Genomic DNA, 19,026 nt, shown 5'->3' with positions numbered 1-19,026 from the left:
GCTTAGGACGCCGTGGTTATTCCTTAATGTCTCTCATGGGCCAGTCTTCTCCGAACCCCCGTAGGTCACCTTCTTCACTGCTTCAAGGTATTGGTAGCCGTACAGCATATCAGGCAAAAGGTAGCCGCCTTCAATCCATTCGTTCCAGGAAAATATTGTTATCAACTTTGGTTGTTCTGGGTGGCTATCGCAGTATTCCTTCGATTTTTGGAGAAATGACGCAAAAGCCTCTGGTGTTTTGTTATAATGGACGATGTCCGCTTTTCCTTTGTGTGGAAACCTCGGTGAATCATCCCAGCCAATCGAAGCATTGGGGAAGACCGGGATATCCAGTGCCTCGTCCCATTGTTGCCTTTTGTCCATCGACTCAACGCCCCACTGGACATAATCTTCTGGATGCGGGCCGCCCCAGTTGTATTTAGTGACGCTATTAGCCCCTAGTGCTTTAATAGATTGAAGGGCGTTTTCATTGGGAACACCAAAATTAATCAGCTGAATATGCAGCCCGGGGAAGCCTGCGTTCTTCGTTTCTTCCCTGAAATAGTTGAGAGCATCCGCAGCTTCGTCAAGCCCGCCTAGTCCTTCTACCAGGTTTGCAACGCTGAAGATGGAAAAGACGGGTTTACCATCTATTTTGTAGTAGTTGGGCTTTTTGAAATAGTTATTGATCACCCTGTCCACAATGATTTTGAAATTTACCAGGTCAACAGCACCATCCCAAAGCAACGTGTCAACGTCCTTGTATTTGTGGACATTCCAATAGTTCTGCTTCACATCGTGGTTGGCCCACATCAGGTAAAAGTTCATTTTCTCGTTGTTGCTCGCTTTGAGAAACCCGTCGTTGAGTGAGCTCTCCAGAAAAGGGCCGTCACCGAACCAGTACCAGTCAAAAATGAAAGTGTTTACGCCGTAGTCGGTTGCAGTCTCTATCCAGCGTTCCATCACCTTTGGGTCATTGTCCGGCTCATATTCCCACAACGGAACCTTCGGTTGATAGTGCCCTTCGAATCGTGGTGTTCCTTTTTTTATTACCTCCCACTCGCCCATCCCATCAGGCCACAGCATGTCGCCAAACCGCTCATCGTGGTGGCAAGACGGCCAAACGTAGGCAGCAACATCATATTGAGGTTCACTGGCAGCAGCTTCTTTTTCTTCCTGAACAGGCGGCTGGCAAGCAAACAAAGCGACCACTGCCAGTACTTTCATGGCATTGTTCATCAATCTCGAATAGTTTATTTGGCACCTCATGGCCTCTCCGTTTACTTTCATCGTATCGCTTTCATTTCATATATCTCAACCGGCCCGATCAAGCCTGACGGTACCAACGGTACATGCTCCCAACCGAGTTTTTTCGTTCTATTCACCACCTTGATATTGGTGGTGGTAAACTTTTCGCCAGTGATGGCATCGCCGACCAGCCTGTTAGACCAATTGTTGGTGATATCCACCCTCAATTCATTTTTACCGACTATTACCTTATCAGTGATATCATACTGGAAGGGTGGCGTCCATGAAATACCCAGGGAGTGTCCGTTGAGCCACACTTCAGCCACTTCGGAAACGTCTCCCAACTGAATGACAATTTTGGCTTCGTTATTTCCCTTCCTGAAATCGAAACTTGTGGTGTAGGAGGCAGTGCCTGAAAAGTACTTTACACCAGGGATGTCGCTATTTGTCAAAGGTTCTAAGCCCGGCAGCAACATCGAATCGGGCGCCCCCCAGCCTTTTGGAAACTTTACTGTCCACTCTTTGTCGACGGTTAGAATCGGAACGCCAGCAGTTACATAAATTCCGTCACTTTCGTAGCGAAACCAGGAGACGTTATTCAAATCAGGTAAGGGCTGGCCCTCTGCCTTTGATTTTTGTGGAGTGAAACACACTAGCTGCGCACCGTGGGGCGGCAATGACAGTGGCAGGGACACTTGCCCTCCTTCCTCCTCAAAGGTTCGAACTGCTGCTATCTCGCCAGTCGTCGGATCCCATATTTCAGGCGATTTATTCTCCTGTCGAAAACGGCATGTACTGTTCACCCATTGATCAGTTGTGTTGCGAACCAGGTAAAAATCAAGACCATCTTTCCGATAGTGGATATAGTCCAGGCTCGAATTCTCATTCTCGGGATAAGAAAAATCGGGTGGGACATTCAGTTGTTTAAGTGCTTCAATGGGTAAGATGCCGGAATAGATTTTCCCCTCTTCACTCCTTACGTTCGTCCCTGGCTGAGCCCAAACTTTATCTGAAAAATCAGTCAGTTTTATTTCGATCTCATTGTCTTTACTCAACCCGGCCGTTCTCACGGGCTTCTCTCCCAGAACAATGGCTCCTTTTGAAGCCAATTCGGCCAGCTTTTCCAATACCTCATAGCTGCTTGCCTCAGCTCCACCTATGTAGAGGGCGTGATACGAGCCAACCCCGGGTAAAACCAATTTGTCATTCTCAACGGTAAGCTGACCTAGCAGAATTTCTTTGTTGATGATCTCATAGTCATAGCCATCGCCTACTTTGAACCGGGTGTTTTTTGGAGGCACCAGGTTGGGAACATCGTCGCCATAGTAATAAAGCACATCCGCAACAAAATCCGTTTGCTGCAACACGTAGGAAATCCGTGAGAGGTAGTCCACAAAGGGACGGCCCACTTTCCACCAGCCTGATTTGGGATTGAAATGAGTGCCTGCAAAATAGCCGATACCAGGTACACCCTCAGCGTTTGGATTGTGCGTAAAGCCATGAATCACTACCCTGTTCATTCCTTCGGCGAATGCCTTGTCAGCCAGTGGCTTGAGGTCAGCGGGCCCCTCCTGCCAGTCGTTGATGAAACTCGTAAACGCTTCCTCCTCAACGATGCCTCTTTTGTAAATATGCGAGGCAGCTGCTATCTCTTTTACCAACCAGATAATATCGACACCATCTTCGACTCTTGTTGTTCTGTGCCAAAACTCACCCCGGGGAATATCGAGTGAGCCCAATGCCTTTAGTGCCTCCACAGGAATGGTGTATACCCCCGGGCCTCCGGCCTCTGAGGCGATCTTTAGTCCGTAACTATTGGAAATTTCTTTTGCCTTGCGATAGTGGTTGTTGATCATCAGCTCCGACAACGTCATTCGGAGATCAAACTGAAACCGCTCGACAAGCTCTTTATCAAACAGGCTATTATCAAAAAGCAATGGGAGGAATTTGGCGATATCATACCCATTCATTCGTCTGAAGGACTCCGGCAAAGTGGTGCTCCAGGCAAAGTCTTTGGCTTCATAGCTCGCCAGGTAAAAGTACTTGATGGGCGAAGTAGCAAAATCGTCAACCAGCGGTCTGATCTGGTCAACAAAGAACTCAAGGTGGGCACGAGTCGCAGATGAATCGTAGTGATCGATGATGGGGCCTACCGATTGGGCTGATGGCATAAAAAGCTGCTCTCCCGAATTGGCGCAGACGTATCGATGGATTTCCCATTCACCTTCAGGAACGACCCAGCTAAGGACATCTGCCTCCGAATCAAAAAACGCCGACACATTGACAATTCTGGTCGTGTCCAAAGGCGTATCTGCCTCTTTAGGAATCGCCAAAACTGCTATCTCCCTTCGAAATTCCGGTTTTCCATCATCTCCATATTTTATCACACGAGTCCTTCCTCGTGGGTCCAGCTTGGGAATCGTCGGAAAAGGCACCTTGATCCGGGTACTGCCCGAATGTGCCTTCACCTTTGACATATAGATAGTCTTCGCTGCGTGTTCAGGCTTTGTCCAGCTTCCGCCAGCATTCCAACTACTCGCCAGGTTCATTCCCACCTCAAGTTCCAGCTTTCTTGCTTCGTCCACTACTACCTTAAGTGTCTCCAGAAACTCCGGCCCCATAAAGGCCGGGCCAGCAGGAATGGCCTGCCCCACATTTTCGGACGCAGGCACCCCGATTTCAAAAACATCCACGCCGCCTAACCCGATTTCCTTTATGGCTCGCAACTCCTCCCTCAATCTCAGGGTGTCCACATATCCGTTTAACCACCACCAATACACTTTAGGCCTGGCTTCGGTTGGGGGATTTTGAAACCCTTTTACCAACCGATCATAGTCAGCGTTGCCCCTGGGCCCCGACTCCATACCAGAAGAGCAAGAAAACGCCACAAAGGCTATGACTATGAGTAGTAACATTCTCATGTTAGGGTGTTTCTATGCGTTCGTTGCTTAATCATAGCTGAAAGGGATCTTTTGTCTCAGTTAGTCTCTTCTTTAGCTGTCCCTTCAATTCCGTCTTCACAGACAAATAATCCTCATTGCCTGCCAGATTGCTCATTTCGAGCGGGTCGTTTACCATGTCAAAGAGTTCCTCATTTCTCTCGCCTTTTGAATAGTAATTGTATTTGTACCGATTGTTTCGGATCATCCGGCCGGTGAGTGATTTATCAAATGGATCAACGGCCAGCTCAGTCACTACAAAGTCAGCAGAGTCATATTTATGCGAGTCTATATAGGGTCTTCGGCTGACTCCGTCAAATACTATATTGCTGTTTACACCGATATAATCGAGAATGGTTGGCACCACGTCTGCACCCGACACTACCAGTTGATTGTCAACACCAGTCGCCTTTACCTTGTCTTTGTAGTACACCACAAACGGCACTTTGGCAGGCCCGTCGTACAACGACAACTTAGCTGCCCATTTCTTCTCCGCCATGCCATCGCCATGATCGGCGCTGACGACAATGATGGTGTTCTCATCCATTCCCTTAGCTCTCAGTGCATCCAGCACTTTACCTATTTCGGCATCTACCATTTCGGTGTTGCGATAATAGTACCACAGGTAATTTCTCCACCTGGTTTCGTCGTTACCCTGCGACAAGAGCAGCTCATCACCATAGTGGTCCCGGAAACGACTGTTTGCTATCATTTCGGGTTCGTTCGGGTCTATGGCATGATTAGCCGGCAAAGGCGGAAGCACTACATCTGGCCCAACATTCGGGTAGTTCTCAGGCTTTCTCGGAAAATGGCAAATGTCGTGGGGGTTGTGGAACTGCACGTACATCAGCAATGGTTTCTCTCCGCTGTACTGCTGGATATATTCTGCCGTGGCATCTGCCAAAGGGCCGTCAGTATCGGCACCCAAATCCCAGGGCTTATCATTTTCATAAAAGTCGATAACCTTGAACCCCGCCAGAGTGTCGATATCTTTCTGCTGAGGATAAGAACCCGGGATATGCCATTTCCCGGCCCATACTGTTTCGTATCCTTCGGTGCTAAGTATTTGACCCAGGTTTTTGACTCCGTCCTTCATTGAATCACCGTTGTAATCGACGCCGGTGTTATGAGGCATCAAACCGGTGATAAGACTGCTTCGGGACGGGCCACAAACAGGTGTTGTGCAATAGGAGTTCGCAAAGCTTATCCCATTGTTGACCAGGTAGTCAAGATTTGGTGTGCTCAAGTACTTATTACCATGAGCACTTATTGCATTTGGGTTGTGCTGATCGGTGAGAATGACAATGACGTTCGGGCGCTTAGCAGCTTCATCCCTTTTTTCCGTTTGAGTACAACCACTCACTGCGAAAGTGAAAAGCAGCAACAGCGCAACGGATACAAGCAGGCCAGCAAATGCTTCCAGTGACACCAAGTAATTTATATGAATAGTGTTTTTCACCATGACACGACCAGTTGACCAGTTACATTTTCATACAGATAGTAATCTGCACCAAACTTTCCTTCGCTCTGCCCCTCCAGCTGTCCTTTACCAAATGGGTAACTGGAGTTCAAAACCACTTTCACCGATTCGCCTGCAACTCCTGTGGGTGGATAAAACCGAACCTTCGCATTTTTCAAACCAGTCAATTGAATTCGACGCTTGGTGCCTTTCGTCGCCAGAGGAATATCAAAGCACGAAATCACACCATCTTCCTGCTCCACAAAGAATCTGCTCTCTTCGAAAAATGACTTTGGAAACCTGTAGGTAGATGCTCCATTTTTCAGTTCTGTTTCCCAACCGATGATGATGGGAGCACCTTGAGGAAACTTGAATGCCTGCTCCACCGTCAGATTAGGAAGGTAGCCAGAGAAGAAGAAGGAATTGTTGTGCCGTGAAATGCAGTTGATAGGGTCTTTTATGCCTCCGCTGCTTTTGTCGTAGGTGATTGAGTAACCCAATTTACCCAGACCAAATCGCATCAAAGAGGGCCCTGAAAACCATTTCTCGGAATCATCCGGAGTCAACAAGTGACCGCCTTTGTATGACACAGAATTGGTTCCACGGACATAGCACACGGCTCCGCCCTTCCAGTCCGGGTTTTGCCGGTACACTACGGCATCCCGCTTCTGTCCGTTCTGAACCACCTGTGCCAGTACCTTTGTAGAATTATCCGTGGAAGCGACCATCGTTTCTATCCCTCCGCCAGACAGATCAGCAGGATGTTGCATCACCATAGGTGATTTGGTTTCTATGTTATCCCCGTTCATGGCCATTTGCACCGCAAATTCACCTGCCAGTGGCTCTTCAGCCTTTATATTCATAAAATCGAGGAATTCCTTACTGCCATTTCCTACCGGCCCGTAGATCATTAGTTGTCCCCCCACTTTCACAAAGGCTATCAATTGCTGCTCCAATTCACTTCCTGCATCGGGGACAATTGTCACCAGCACGGATTCATCAAAAGTTGGTTTTCCATCTTTTCTGATCTGGCTGAAGTTTCCGGTAGACACCACCGTGTTCATAGGAAAACCTTCGTTGATAGCCTGGCGAATAAACCAATCGCCATAGTAGATCTCTGGCAACCTTTCGGGCTGCACAGAGGCCCATTCATGGTATTCGTCAAAAGGATATACCCAAACAACAGGGCCCGCCTGATCGGGCGCATTTCTTCTGGCTTGTAGAATGTGCGGGGTCACCTCATCCGGTACCTGCACAGGCATATTGCCATACGAGTCGTCAATGGTCAGGAAATTAAGATGGGTTGGCAGCATGGCCTCACCCTTGCTGTTGATGGTAGAAACCGACATCGGTAGGTAAATATCGTGCGCTTCTCTGCCATAGCGATCCAGCCAGGGGCTGTTCACCCACCATGGGTCGTGGGTGTAGTACCTGAACAGGTAGCGGTCGTCGGGTAGCTCGGCTATTCGTGACATATAGCCGGCGAGCTCCAGACCAAAATCGCCATTTAAAGCAGCCCAAGGCGAGTTGGGAGGAGGCAGCAGATTGAAGCCTCCGTTGTAAATACTTTTGAGATCGACACCATCCGCTGCCAGGTCAATGCCTGTGGACAGGTTGGTGCCCCTCGTTTCAATGCGGAAATCCGGGCATTGCTCTCTGAATAATGTCCAGAAGTTGAGTATCTTATCCTGCACATCGCTGAATTTTTCAGGATAGAATTTCTCTCCATCAAATAAGGCTCCTGTGGCACTCCAGGTTTCCATACCAAAGCCGAAGCCGTTTGAAAGCCATAGGTAGTCGAAGCCCAGGTCGGTTAAAAAATGTTGCGATTGGCTGCCGAAGAAGGTGCCAAATGGTGTGTCCTGCTTGATGCCATTGGGGAATCCGGCATAACTATCGCCGTCTTCATTTAGCGTGGAATAGCAGACCACAAATGTCTTTGAGCCCATGGTAGAGCCCATGCATATCTCAGGGTGCTTCTCATATTTGAAGGGTGACTTGGCAAATTCAGGCCCGGGATCAAAAGTGGCCCCTACACGAACCGGTTTTCCGGTCATAGTTTCGCCAACCCGCTTCAGCGTGCTTACTATGTATTTTAGGTCGCCGTAGTTAAAATCTGGCGTTTCCTCAAGATAGGTAAATGCTCTTTGGTGTACCGAAAGGTTCGCATTGCCTGGTTCGGAATTGACCTCATGTTCGGTGTTAGGGTTGCCAATGTACCGGGCCCACTCCAAGTGCTGATCGAGACTTCCGCTATAGTCCAGTATTTCAGAACCGTCAGCCGTCCACAGCATCAGCGACACTGTATCGGCATGCCTTACCAATGAGCCCCAGCCAGCAAATATTTCTTTGCACGCTTCTTCAATATATTGCTTATCATTCTTTTTGAAGGGTTTAAGGGATAGCTCCAGAGTAATATTATTGAAACGCTTTACTCCAAGGTTTTTGCTATCCGCTAGCATTTGAGATTGCTCGTGACTTCCACCACAAGAAACCATTATATAACCCACCAGGGCCAACACAACTAAACGACTCATCATCTGAAATTTGTTTTACGATTGCTTGACTGAAGCTAGCTCTCTTGAATTGCTTATCAGGGGTTGTAGGGTCGGACCAAAGCTATGATGAGACTTTTGCCTCGCAAAAAGGAAGCTAAGCTCATCATAGGTCTTTGGAACGACTTCACCCTACCTACCTACTTTGCTAATACCCATCATTTTGGGCAAGATTCACATCAATGTCCAATTCTCTTTGTGGAATTGGCATCAACATCTCATAATTTTCAACTGTAAAACTTTGTCCCTTTGCTGCAAAATGGGCATTCATTACTGTCTGTAACCTGCCTGTGCGCAAAAGATCAAACCATCTATGTCCTTCATTAAAGAACTCAACCCTTCTCTCTCTCTCCAGAGCCAGAGAAAAGTCGGCTTTCGAAAGGCCTGCCAAAGCATCAAGGTCGGCTCTTGCTCTCACCATATTGAGATACTCGTGAGCATCGTCAGTTCTTGAAAGCTCGTTAAGTGCCTCAGCATACATCAACAGTACATCGGCATAGCGCAGCGACGTGTAGTTTACACCTCCATCGCCAAGTATCCCGGTAGTAAAGTCGACGAACTTCAATCCTGCAAGGTAATCTCCATAAGTACCGTCCAGTAGTCTCACAGAGTCGGCGATAGACACCGGTCTTCTGGCATCTCCCGTCTCGTAAGCACTGACTACATCTGAAGTTGGGTTAATTCGGCCGTTGCCCTGCATATTGCCGGGAAACATGCCCAGGTTGAAAAGGGCTGGGAAAAACACAGATGAAAACCTGTTACCCTCACCCACATTGCCTGACACGTACTTCACCTCGAAAATAGACTCTCCAAGCTCGTCATTTCCTGGCGAGAACAGAGCGGCATAGTCGTCCTCAAGCGTATACCCCATGCCCATCACGTCTTCGAGCACGGAAGCGGCCAACTGATGTTCTCCTATGGTAAGGTAAACTTTGCCAAGGAGCGTTGAAGCAGCACCCTCAGAAGCCCTCGACTTGCTCAGCCCCGAAACGTCTTTCAGAAAACCTGCCGAAGCAGTTAAGTCAGATACAATCAAGTTATAGATCTCACTCGCCGGCTTTCTGCCCATGTCAAAATCCGCTATCTCTTTAGGGCTTTTGAACGAAACGGTGATCAAGGGAAGGTCTCCAAACAGCCTTACCAAATTGAAGTAATTGTAAGCTCTCAGAAAAAGAGCCTCACCTCTGTATTGAGATTTCAGTTCTTCACTGATGTCAACACCGTCCAGTTTTGACAGAATGGTGTTGGCTCTTGAAATAGCGGTGAAGCTATCGCTCCAAACATCTCCTACAAACGAATTGGCGAGTGTCATGTTCATCTCGTCGCACTCCGATTCAGCCGTCGTAGGGGAACTCCATTGTATTTCCGCATTGTCTGTAGTAAGCTCGGTGATGTACAACAACGACAAGTTGTGCAGGTCTTGAAGGCCAGAGTATGCGCCAGTTAAGGCTGTGTCGAAGTCCTTAGCTGTTTTATAAAATCCAGTCTCGCTCACAACGTATTCGGGTTCTAGTTCCAGAAAATCGTTGCAAGAACTCAGAGAGAGAATAAGTACAGTAAATATTGCTATTGTCTTTTTCATGATTCTTTTTTTAAAGGGTTGTTCTCCGGCATTTAGAATGTCACGTTTACACCAAGGGTATAAGTGCGAGCAAGCGGATACGTGAGATAGTCGACCCCTGAATTGACAACATTGTTACCGGCAGTACTTGATTCAGGATCATAGCCCGGGTAATCTGTGAAAGTGTACAGGTTGCTTACATTCAGGTAAAACGAAGCGTTCGACAGGGCCAGCTTTGAAATGGCTGTTTTTGGTAACCTGTAAGAAAGATTTACATTCTTGATCCTGAGGTATGAGGCGTCAAACAAGAAGTGAGACGATGTGCCAAAGCCGTTTGCATAGTTATTCCTGATGGCTCTGCCCTGATATCCGTCGCCAGGGTCGCTTTCAGACTTCCACCTCTTGTCGCCAAGGGCGAGCTGATTTTGAACGCCTGCGTTATTTAGGATGATAGTTCCCGCCTGGAAAAAGGTTTCAGCTCCCTGAGAACCGTTGAGAGTGATACCAAGCCCCCAGTTTCCATAAGTAAAGTTGTTGGTCAATCCCCATACAAAATCAGGCCATGGATCGCCGACAATCTTTCTGTCATTCGAGTTAATGGTGCCGTTGCCGTCCACGTCCTCGAAAATCAAATCACCAGCCTGAACATTGGGGTGAATAACGGGTGTGCCAGTCACTTCTTCGTTAGTTTTATACACACCGATGGCATTTTGCATAAAGAAGCTGGCAATCGGATAACCTTCCTGTGTAATCTGATACGATGAATTGGTAATCCGGCCACCTTCTGTCGCCAATCTCAATACGTTGTTTCTATTTTTACTGAACGTAACACCAGTTCTCCACTCAAATTTGCTTTGCTTGATGTTTACAGTTTGAATGGACAACTCTATACCCTTGTTCTCGATATCACCAATATTCTGTGTCGAGGAAGTAAAACCTGAAGCGGCTGGCAACTGAACTCCCAACAACAGATCTGTTTTAAGGTTTTTGTAAAACTCGGCGGTTACCGAAACACGGTCATCAAACATACTCAGGTCGACGCCGAAGTTTGTCTGCTTCGATCTCTCCCAGGTAAGGTCAGTGTTTGACAAGCTGCTCGGCACCAATCCGGCCACCAGGTTATTGTTTTGAACATACCTTGAAGTGGAAAGAAGTCCGATGTGCGAGTAGTTTCCAATCTGGTTATTTCCGGAAAGTCCATAACTCATTCTCACCTTCAAGCTGCTGATGAAGTTAACCGATTGCATAAAGTCCTCTTCGGAAATCACGTAACCAACAGAAAGTGATGGAAACGTACCCCATTTGTTATTAGCGCCAAAGCGAGAACTACCGTCTCTACGAACAGTTCCTGTAAACAAGTATTTGCCGTCGTAAGAGTAATTCACCCTCGACAGAAGAGAAACCATTGACCACTCAGAAATGACATGAGTTCCGGCGTTGACAATGCCTCCCGAAACAAAGGTTACGTTATCAGTCGGGAAATCAGAGGCACCAACAGACAACCTGTCCCAGCTTTCCTTCTGCTCAGTAAAACCTACCAACACGTCGAGGCTGTGTTTCTGATTGAAAATATGCTTGTAATTCAATGTATTTTCGTTCAGCCAATTCATCGTTTCCGTTTTGGTTGCACCAGCATTGGAAGGATAGTTGAGCGAGGTGAAGTTCGGGATAAGAGACGATCTCCAGATTTTGGCATCGTTGGTACTGTACTGGATACCTGCTGTAGTTTTGAAAGTAAGGCCGTCGGCTATTGTCACCTCAATAAAATTGTTACTGTATATATCCGTCACCTTTCTGTTGTCTGAAAAGCCTGCAAGGAGGTTCAATGGATTCTGAAGCCATCCCAATCCATCGGTTACGTCGGCCTGGCTGTTGTAAGGGTTGCCGTCAGCATCATAAACTGGTATCGTTGGTCCGGCAGCCAGTGCCTGAGATATCACGCCACCAGTTCCGTAGTGCCCTTCCGTGTTAGGGAAGTTGCCGAAGCCGTGAGAGCCTGAAAGCGAAGTTCCAACTTTGACTCTCTCCGTCAGATTGACGTCAACATTTGAGCGGAGGTTAAACCTCTTGTAATCTGAGGTTTCAACCACTCCCTTTTGATCGTAGTAGCCGCCAGAGATGAAATAGTTAACATTGTTTGACCCGCCGGTTGCTGATAACTGATAGTTGGCTACGGGGGCAGTTCTGTAAATCACATCCTGCCAATCGGTATTAGTCGTGATGGATGATGGATTTCTAAACTCAGGCCGTACAAAATGAGCGCCAGCCCTTACTTCATTTGGGTCAGTCGCAAGCCCCCCAGCGTACACTCTTGCGTTGTCTCTGCCGTCAGCAACAAATTCAGCATACTGCGCTGAGTTCATCATCTCCAGCTTATGTGCCACTTCCTGTAGGCCATACGACATATCGAAGCTGATGGTAGGCTTGCCTACTGCTCCTCTTTTAGTGGTTATAATCACAACACCGTTAGCACCTCTTGAACCATAAATAGCCGTTGCAGAAGCATCCTTCAGCACTTCTATCGATTCAATATCTGCCGGATTTATTGACGCAAGCGGGTTGATCCTGCTTTGAGTATTACTGGCAATGCCTGATGATGAATATGTATTTCCTGCGTAAGAGGAAAAATCAGAGCTTCCACCAGTAGATATCGGGTAACCATCAACAACATAAAGCGGCTGATTTCCTCCTGTAATCGAGCTTACACCACGTATCAGCACGTTGACGTTTCCTCCGGGAGCTCCCGACGTTTGCGAAATTTGTACACCGGACACTCTTCCCTGGATCATCTGATCAAAGCTGGACGTGGATGGCAACATCATATCCTTTCCATCTACCCGTGCGATAGAGCCCGTAATGTCTTTCTTCTTTTGAGTACCGTATCCCGTTACAACAACCTCACCAAGTACTTTGAAGTCGTCTTCCATGGTCACGTCAATAACCCGCCGTGAGCCTACCGACACCTCCTGAGATTGGTATCCAATAAACGAGAAAAGTAATACAGCATTTGAATCATCAACATTCACTGTGTATTTACCCTCTGCGTCAGAGATAGTACCTGAGCTGGTACCTTTTACAAGAATGCTTACTCCCGGAATGGCCATCCCATCGGAGCCAACAACAACCCCCGACACTTTGCCAGCGCCGGAAGCACCATTTTGATTTTGAGCAAGCGTTGGAAATCCTGCGAGAAGTGCCAGTGCGAAAACAAACATGCAAAGGTACTTTTCACAAACTCCTTTCTTAATCAAAACCAGATTCTCTAAGTAGTTTTTCATAGTCATAAGTATGTGTTTATTTAACTTTTATTATTTATCGCTGGCGATAACTTGCGATTCAATGTTTAAGTAATTCGCTATCTTCTGTAGCGTTGATGCGTGGTGACCGACACCCAGCGCAAAGTGATGCGTTGGTCCCTCTTTGATCCATCTGGTTAAAAACGTTTTCACATCAGGTTCAAAGAATCCCCTGGTGTTTGTATTGCCTGTTGGCGGTATCGGTCCGGACACTGACTGACCTTCTGCGATGATGAATTTGAATTTGCCATCATAGGTCGAGTTGATCGACAGCATGGTAATGGGCCCCTCTTTGATTTTGAACTCCACTCCCGCCCCATGACCAGGCTTGCCGTGGTATTTTTTCAGGCTGCGTAAAACTGGCTTTCCGTCGGCAATGGAGATGTTGTGCGGCCCGTCGTGACCTACGAGTACAAAACCCTCTTTGAAATCTACCGGATGGAACTCAGCAAAGCTTCCACCAATCGACAGCCGATCAAAAATCAGAAGGGCAATGAGTGTTTTTAAATCCGACTCGCCACACATGGGAATGTGCTTAGCAGTTAGTAAAGAATTTCCAACGATCAGATTAGAAAAGACCTTCCTAAGCTCACTATCATCTGGCCCGTCATAATAGTAAGCCAGACCGTCAAGCTTATTTGACACCACAAATTTTTCCAGTGCCACACAAACCTTTGCGGCAATCCTTAGGTCTTCAGGCTTGAGCTTCATTGAAATAGGATCCGAAACAGGATCTGGTGTGTCGAAGAAATCAAGGATTTGCTTTTCGCAAGCAACAATCTCTTTTTCAGTTACCTCATCGTAGCTTTTCATTAGTTGGTTGGCCTCACATTGCACGATGTGACTACCAAAAAAAGCCGTCAGCATGGTCGCATCAGAATGCATGTCCAGCATGGCGTTGATAGGATGACCGATGTGTCCCAAATGGGCCCTTTTCAGGTCGTGCAACACCTTCGCAATCCGACAATACTCCTCAATCTCAGCATCCACTTCAGGGTCGTCGAATAAAGTACCAATAATCATGTCGGGTACCTTCTTCCCCATCCTAACCGCCACACCTGCAAACTCCGGTAATGAACAAATGTCGTCGTTCACCAACTGCATATAGGTGGATGCTTTTGAATAGTCGAGCGCTTTCAATGGCTGTAGTGCCACAAGCACAATTGGAATATTAATGGTCTTGATAATTATCCCGAAAGTCCCCGAAGTGGCATAGGTCAGCATATCACAGAAGATCAGATCCAAATTTGCCTGGCCTATCTTATCAACCATACAATAGGCTTTTTCCGGGTTATCAACCAAGCCTAAATCCACCACCTCGACTTCCGTAGACTTTATTTTGTCAATAAATACTTCTTGCTTTCTCATCAATTCATCAAGCAGTCCGTCAAACTGAGACCAGTATTTATCATAGCCTACTCCGAAAACCCCTATTCTTGTCATAATAATGTCTTAAAATTCTTAACGCTTAATAACTTTAACTTAACGCACTATTTAAAAATTGAAAAAAAATTATGCGGCAGTAAAAGCCGCTGACTTTTTCTTTGCTGTGAAAATCATATAACCTATAAATACAACGGGATACATAAGCCCGCAATAAATCCATACTGAGTCGTAAGAGTATGTAGAAATAATAAGTCCGATCACAGGATTAAGTACCAGTGAGGACAAAGCGCCGGCACTCCCTGACAGCCCCACAACTGTGGATGAAGCCGTTTTACCAAACACATCCCCAATCGAAGTAATGTAATTGGTGATCCATAATCCATGGGCAAAGAAAGCCAGCCCAACCAACACCAAGATAACTACATAGGAATCCAAAAGCCCTATGGCTGCAACTGGCAGCGTCATAAGGGCGGCAAAGCCCATGACGACCTGGCGTGAAAATGCTTCTTTTGCCGTCTTTTGAAAGATGAAGTCCGATACCCATCCGCCAGTCACATTCGCAACGCCCAACGCTAAAAAAGGAATCCACAGCAACTGGCCGATCTTGTCTACAGCAAGGCCGTGACTTTCGTTCAGGTACTTGGGAATCCAAAACATGTAGAAATAGAGAATGGGGTCAAGCACAAAGCGCATAGCCATGAAAATCAATGCCTCCCTGGATTTGAGCACTTTAATGAAGCTGAAGCTTCTATTTTCAGCTACCTCACTTTTTGACGGGGCCTCTGCCAGTTCATTCTTTTTTGTAATGATAAGCCAGGCTACTAACCAAACAAACCCGAAAGCGCCAGTCATTATGAATATGTAGCGCCAGTCCCAAAACCCTAAAAAGTATGCACACAGTGGTGGAGCAATAACAGCACCAAGCGCAGATCCACCGATGGCAATGCCGTTCGCAAGGGAATGTTTTGTTTTAGGCACCCATTCAATAACCGCCCTAACCGCACCAGGGAAACATCCTCCCTCTCCTATGCCCAGCAAAAACCGGAAGGTAGCAAATTGGAATACACTGCCAGCAAAACTGTGCAGTACGGTGGCAAAAGACCAAAACCCGACCGAAACGGCCAGACCCAGTCGGCTACCGTATTTATCTATAAGTACACCGCCGAGGGTAAACATAATGGCATAGCTTGCCAGAAAACCCGAGTTGATGAATCCGTACTCGACATCGGATATAAATAAATCTTCCTTTATTTTAATAATGACAATGGACAGCACCTGCCTGTCAAGGAAGCTTAAAGACGTAGCTATTAGTAGCAGGAATACGACCCACCAATACTTTGTTGTAGTTTTCATAGGGTGCCTTAACGCACTAAGTTAAAGAACCTAATGTAGTAAGTAAATTTTAATATGACAAAAAAAAATTTCAAATTAGCTGTCCGCCAAACTTAGCGTAATGAAAAGGCCAGTCCCCAAGTACATTTTAATCAGCAAAGAAATCATTCAAAAAATAGAGTCAGGCGAGCTTTTACCTGGCGATAAGGTGCCTTCAGAGAATGAATTAATCAAAGAGCACAACGTGAGCAATACTACGGCCCGCAAGAGTTTGCACGAAGTAGAATTACAGGGATGGGCTACCAGAATAAAAGGAAGAGGTACTTATGTGTTAAATAAAACAGAAGACAGGCACGTAACCAGAGTGCTTGGTTCGTTCGATGCCATGAAGAACAGCTTCGACGGCAACCTGATCAAAGAGGGGTTCAAGCCAAAAGATATTATTCTTGAAAAGACAATCCTTGAGAGTGGCCTGTCATCTAAAATCGATAACAGACATATGAAGATCGACGGCCCGGTGTTGAAGGTCCACCGCCTGAGATATGCCGATGATACGCTAATGAAAGATGAGACCAGATACATTTCCCTGGTTGCCTGTCCAAAAATTCACCTTATTGAGCTTAAAGACCCGCTGATTGCCATTTACGAAGATCAGTATAAACTTAAACTGGGCAATGCTCACAGAACAATGGGGGCCGTCATTCTGTCTCCCGGTGATCCACAGAATTACTTCGAGAACACAGTGCCGCTGGCAGCCTTTATGCTTGATGGAGCTATCTTCTCCGAAGACGGAAAAATTGTTGAGATTGAAAGGTCGCTATACAGGGGTGATAGATATAAATTCTCTATCAACACGAAGCACGAGCTAGACTAGGTATCCTTGAAGAGCTAAAAAAAGCAACGAGGGCGTCTCAAAAGCCCTAATTAAGAAGAAAATGTCACATTGAGCCTGTCGAAATGCTTGAGAACGTTTAACAACAAGGTTTCGACGAGCTCAACCTGACACCTGATCTGGGCTTTTGAGAGAGCCTCATAACTTTGCTTTTAACACCTCTCCTACTTCTGTAACGTGGTAGGGCAAACGTAGTCTGTTCTCGGCACACTGGTTTGTTCTATTGCCTTCCAACCTCCCTCAATATTGATGACATTGTCCCAACCTCTGGCCTTCAAAATCGAGCTTGCAATCATTGAGCGATACCCGCCAGCACAGTAAAGGTACAATGGCTTTTCTTTGTCAAAGTCGGCCATATGGTCATTGATGAAATCCAGCGCCAGGTTTTTAGCATCTTCCACGTGCTCAGCGGCAAATTCACTCGGCTTGCGCACATCGATCACTTCCAACTTCTCTTTACTGTACTTAGTTGAAAAATCAGCGGCCGACACATTATCAATGATATCAATTTCCTTTCCGGCTTGCTGCCATGTAGCAAAACCGCCTTCCAGATAACCGATCGTATTGTCGTATCCTACTCTTGCCAGCCTCGTTACTACCTCTTCTTCCCGGCCAGGTTCCGCAACAATCAATATCGGCTGCTTAATATCCAGGATCAATGCACCTACCCAGGGAGCAAAGCTACCGTCGATACCTATATTGATAGAGTTAGGAATGAATCCTTTTGAGAAAACATTTGGGTCACGGGTGTCAAGCACCAACGCCTCCGTTTCGTTGGCTGCTGCTTCGAAGCCTTCAGCAGAAAGCTTTTGAAGTCCACGACTCAGTACTTTGTCCACACTTTCGTATCCCATCTTATTCATTATCACGTTTTCCGGAAAGTACACCGGTGGAGGCGCCAATCCGTCTGTTACTTCTTTGATGAACTCATCCCTTGTCATATTGGCTCTCAGGGCATAGTTGGTTTCTTTTTGATGGCCAAGCGTATCGGTGGTTTCCTTGCTCATGTTTTTTCCGCAAGCTGAGCCTGCTCCATGTCCGGGGTACACGATGACGTCATCGGGCAATGTCATAATCTTACTTCGCAGCGAGTCAAAAAGATGCCCCGCCAGGTCTTCCACGCTCAGGTGCGACTTGGCAGCCAAATCAGGCCTTCCCACATCGCCAATGAACAGCGTGTCGCCGGAGAAGACAGCATTTTCTTTACCCTCTTCATCAATCAGTAAATATGTGGTGCTCTCCATGGTGTGGCCGGGCGTGTGAAGCACCTTAAGTGTTACCTTACCAATTTTCAACTCTTCGCCGTCTTTGGCAATATGCGCCTCAAAGTTAGGCTTGGCATTCGGTCCAAAAACAATGGGCGCCCCTGTTATTCTAGAGAGATCCAGGTGACCAGAAACAAAGTCAGCGTGAAAATGGGTTTCCAGCACATACTTAATTTTGGCTCCTCTTCTTTTGGCCTTCTCCACATAAGGTGCTACTTCTCTCAATGGGTCTATAACAACCGCTTCGCCTTCACTCTCTATGTAGTAGGCACCCTGTGCCAAACATCCTGTGTATATCTGTTCTACTATCATTGTTGTTTATTTTTCAATTTCATTCAGCAAAGGTATACCAGCGGAAGACCGACTTCAGTGACAATAATCACTCTGGCAAAACTAGTCAAAAATTTTGTCGAGGTTAATGATTTCAATATGGTTTCGGCTCAATACAATGGCGCCCGACTGCTCCAGTTTTTTCAACAACCTCGACACCACCTCTCTGGCAGTGCTCAGGTCATTGGCAATCTCCTGATGTGAGATGGCCAGCAATTTTCCTGACACTTTCATCTGACGTTTCAAATAAAAAACAAGGCGTTCATCCATTGATTTGAATGCCACACTGTCGAGGGTAATAAGCAGCTCTTCAAATCGCTTTCTGTACGTTGCTACCACAAACTCATGCCATGTTCTGTACCTGGTTTGCCATGTTTCGGTCAAAACAAAAGGAACCGTAATAATAGTGACATCGGAAACAGCCTTGGCTGATATGGCACTCTTTTCACTTCGGGCGGCACATAAGAGTGAAAGCGCACAAGCTGACCCCGGCTCAAGATAGTACATGAGAAACTCCTTACCGTCATCATCTTCTCTCGACACCTTCACCAGGCCGTCTACCACCAGCATTGCCGACTTTATATACTGGCCTGAGCTAACGAGTAATTCTCCTTCTTTAACATTTTTCACATGCCCTTCACTCAATATGGCTTCTTTTAGGCCTGATTCCATTTCAGGAAACAGCGTGGTAAGTTTTTCTGTAGTTATATCCATCAACACTATTATTTTTCTAAAGCAATGCTCCCGGTCTTTTTTCTTTATACTAAAAGCGACGGCACTTACT

Annotated in this window: 11 protein-coding genes; 1 reads left to right on the top strand and 10 read right to left on the bottom strand. The window is 46.6% G+C overall.

Annotation, left to right across the window (positions count from 1 at the left end; genetic code table 11):
• Positions 1–33: 33 nt before the first annotated feature.
• From AAC052_RS08045 to AAC052_RS08010, 8 genes are all read right to left on the bottom strand, one after another.
• The gene (locus tag AAC052_RS08045; protein WP_339812381.1) at positions 34–1,248 is read right to left on the bottom strand and encodes a glycoside hydrolase family 99-like domain-containing protein; all 1,215 of its coding nucleotides are present in this window, start codon (positions 1,246–1,248) and stop codon (positions 34–36) included.
• Between the two features lie 17 nt (positions 1,249–1,265).
• A complete protein-coding gene (locus AAC052_RS08040; protein ID WP_339812379.1) occupies positions 1,266–4,148 on the bottom strand; it encodes a glycosyl hydrolase in 2,883 nt (960 codons plus the stop codon).
• Between the two features lie 31 nt (positions 4,149–4,179).
• A complete protein-coding gene (locus AAC052_RS08035) occupies positions 4,180–5,628 on the bottom strand; it encodes a sulfatase-like hydrolase/transferase (protein WP_339812376.1) in 1,449 nt (482 codons plus the stop codon).
• Positions 5,622–8,165 (bottom strand): hypothetical protein, encoded by a 2,544-nt coding sequence (locus AAC052_RS08030; RefSeq protein ID WP_339812373.1) that lies wholly within the window; start codon positions 8,163–8,165, stop codon positions 5,622–5,624. The genes AAC052_RS08035 and AAC052_RS08030 overlap by 7 nt, the downstream gene beginning before the upstream one ends.
• A gap of 163 nt (positions 8,166–8,328) precedes the next feature.
• The gene (locus tag AAC052_RS08025) at positions 8,329–9,762 is read right to left on the bottom strand and encodes a RagB/SusD family nutrient uptake outer membrane protein (protein ID WP_339812372.1); all 1,434 of its coding nucleotides are present in this window, start codon (positions 9,760–9,762) and stop codon (positions 8,329–8,331) included.
• 32 nt (positions 9,763–9,794) lie between these two features.
• Positions 9,795–13,019, bottom strand: a complete 3,225-nt coding sequence (locus tag AAC052_RS08020; RefSeq protein ID WP_339812371.1) for a TonB-dependent receptor — start codon at positions 13,017–13,019, stop codon at positions 9,795–9,797.
• Positions 13,020–13,049: 30 nt separating this feature from the next.
• Positions 13,050–14,480, bottom strand: coding sequence for an L-fucose/L-arabinose isomerase family protein (locus AAC052_RS08015; RefSeq protein ID WP_339812368.1), 1,431 nt, complete (start codon positions 14,478–14,480; stop codon positions 13,050–13,052).
• Positions 14,481–14,549: 69 nt separating this feature from the next.
• Positions 14,550–15,776, bottom strand: coding sequence for an MFS transporter (locus AAC052_RS08010; RefSeq protein ID WP_152000292.1), 1,227 nt, complete (start codon positions 15,774–15,776; stop codon positions 14,550–14,552).
• 100 nt (positions 15,777–15,876) lie between these two features.
• Here AAC052_RS08010 and AAC052_RS08005 point away from each other — a divergent pair, with 100 nt between their 5' ends.
• Entirely contained in the window at positions 15,877–16,629 is a 753-nt protein-coding gene (locus AAC052_RS08005) for a GntR family transcriptional regulator (protein WP_152000291.1), read from the top strand.
• A 182-nt stretch (positions 16,630–16,811) separates the two neighbouring features.
• Here AAC052_RS08005 and AAC052_RS08000 read toward each other — a convergent pair whose 3' ends face one another.
• Entirely contained in the window at positions 16,812–18,224 is a 1,413-nt protein-coding gene (locus AAC052_RS08000) for an MBL fold metallo-hydrolase (RefSeq protein ID WP_339812366.1), read from the bottom strand.
• Positions 18,225–18,305: 81 nt separating this feature from the next.
• Positions 18,306–18,956: a Crp/Fnr family transcriptional regulator gene (locus AAC052_RS07995; RefSeq protein WP_317491226.1), complete on the bottom strand. Its 651-nt coding sequence runs from the start codon at positions 18,954–18,956 to the stop codon at positions 18,306–18,308.
• Positions 18,957–19,026 lie beyond the last annotated feature (70 nt).

This window comes from uncultured Imperialibacter sp. (assembly GCF_963974565.1).
Taxonomy (GTDB): Bacteria; Bacteroidota; Bacteroidia; order Cytophagales; family Cyclobacteriaceae; genus Imperialibacter; species Imperialibacter roseus.
Note: the sequence above shows the minus strand (reverse complement) of the source record. Positions and strands in the feature narration are given on the sequence as shown.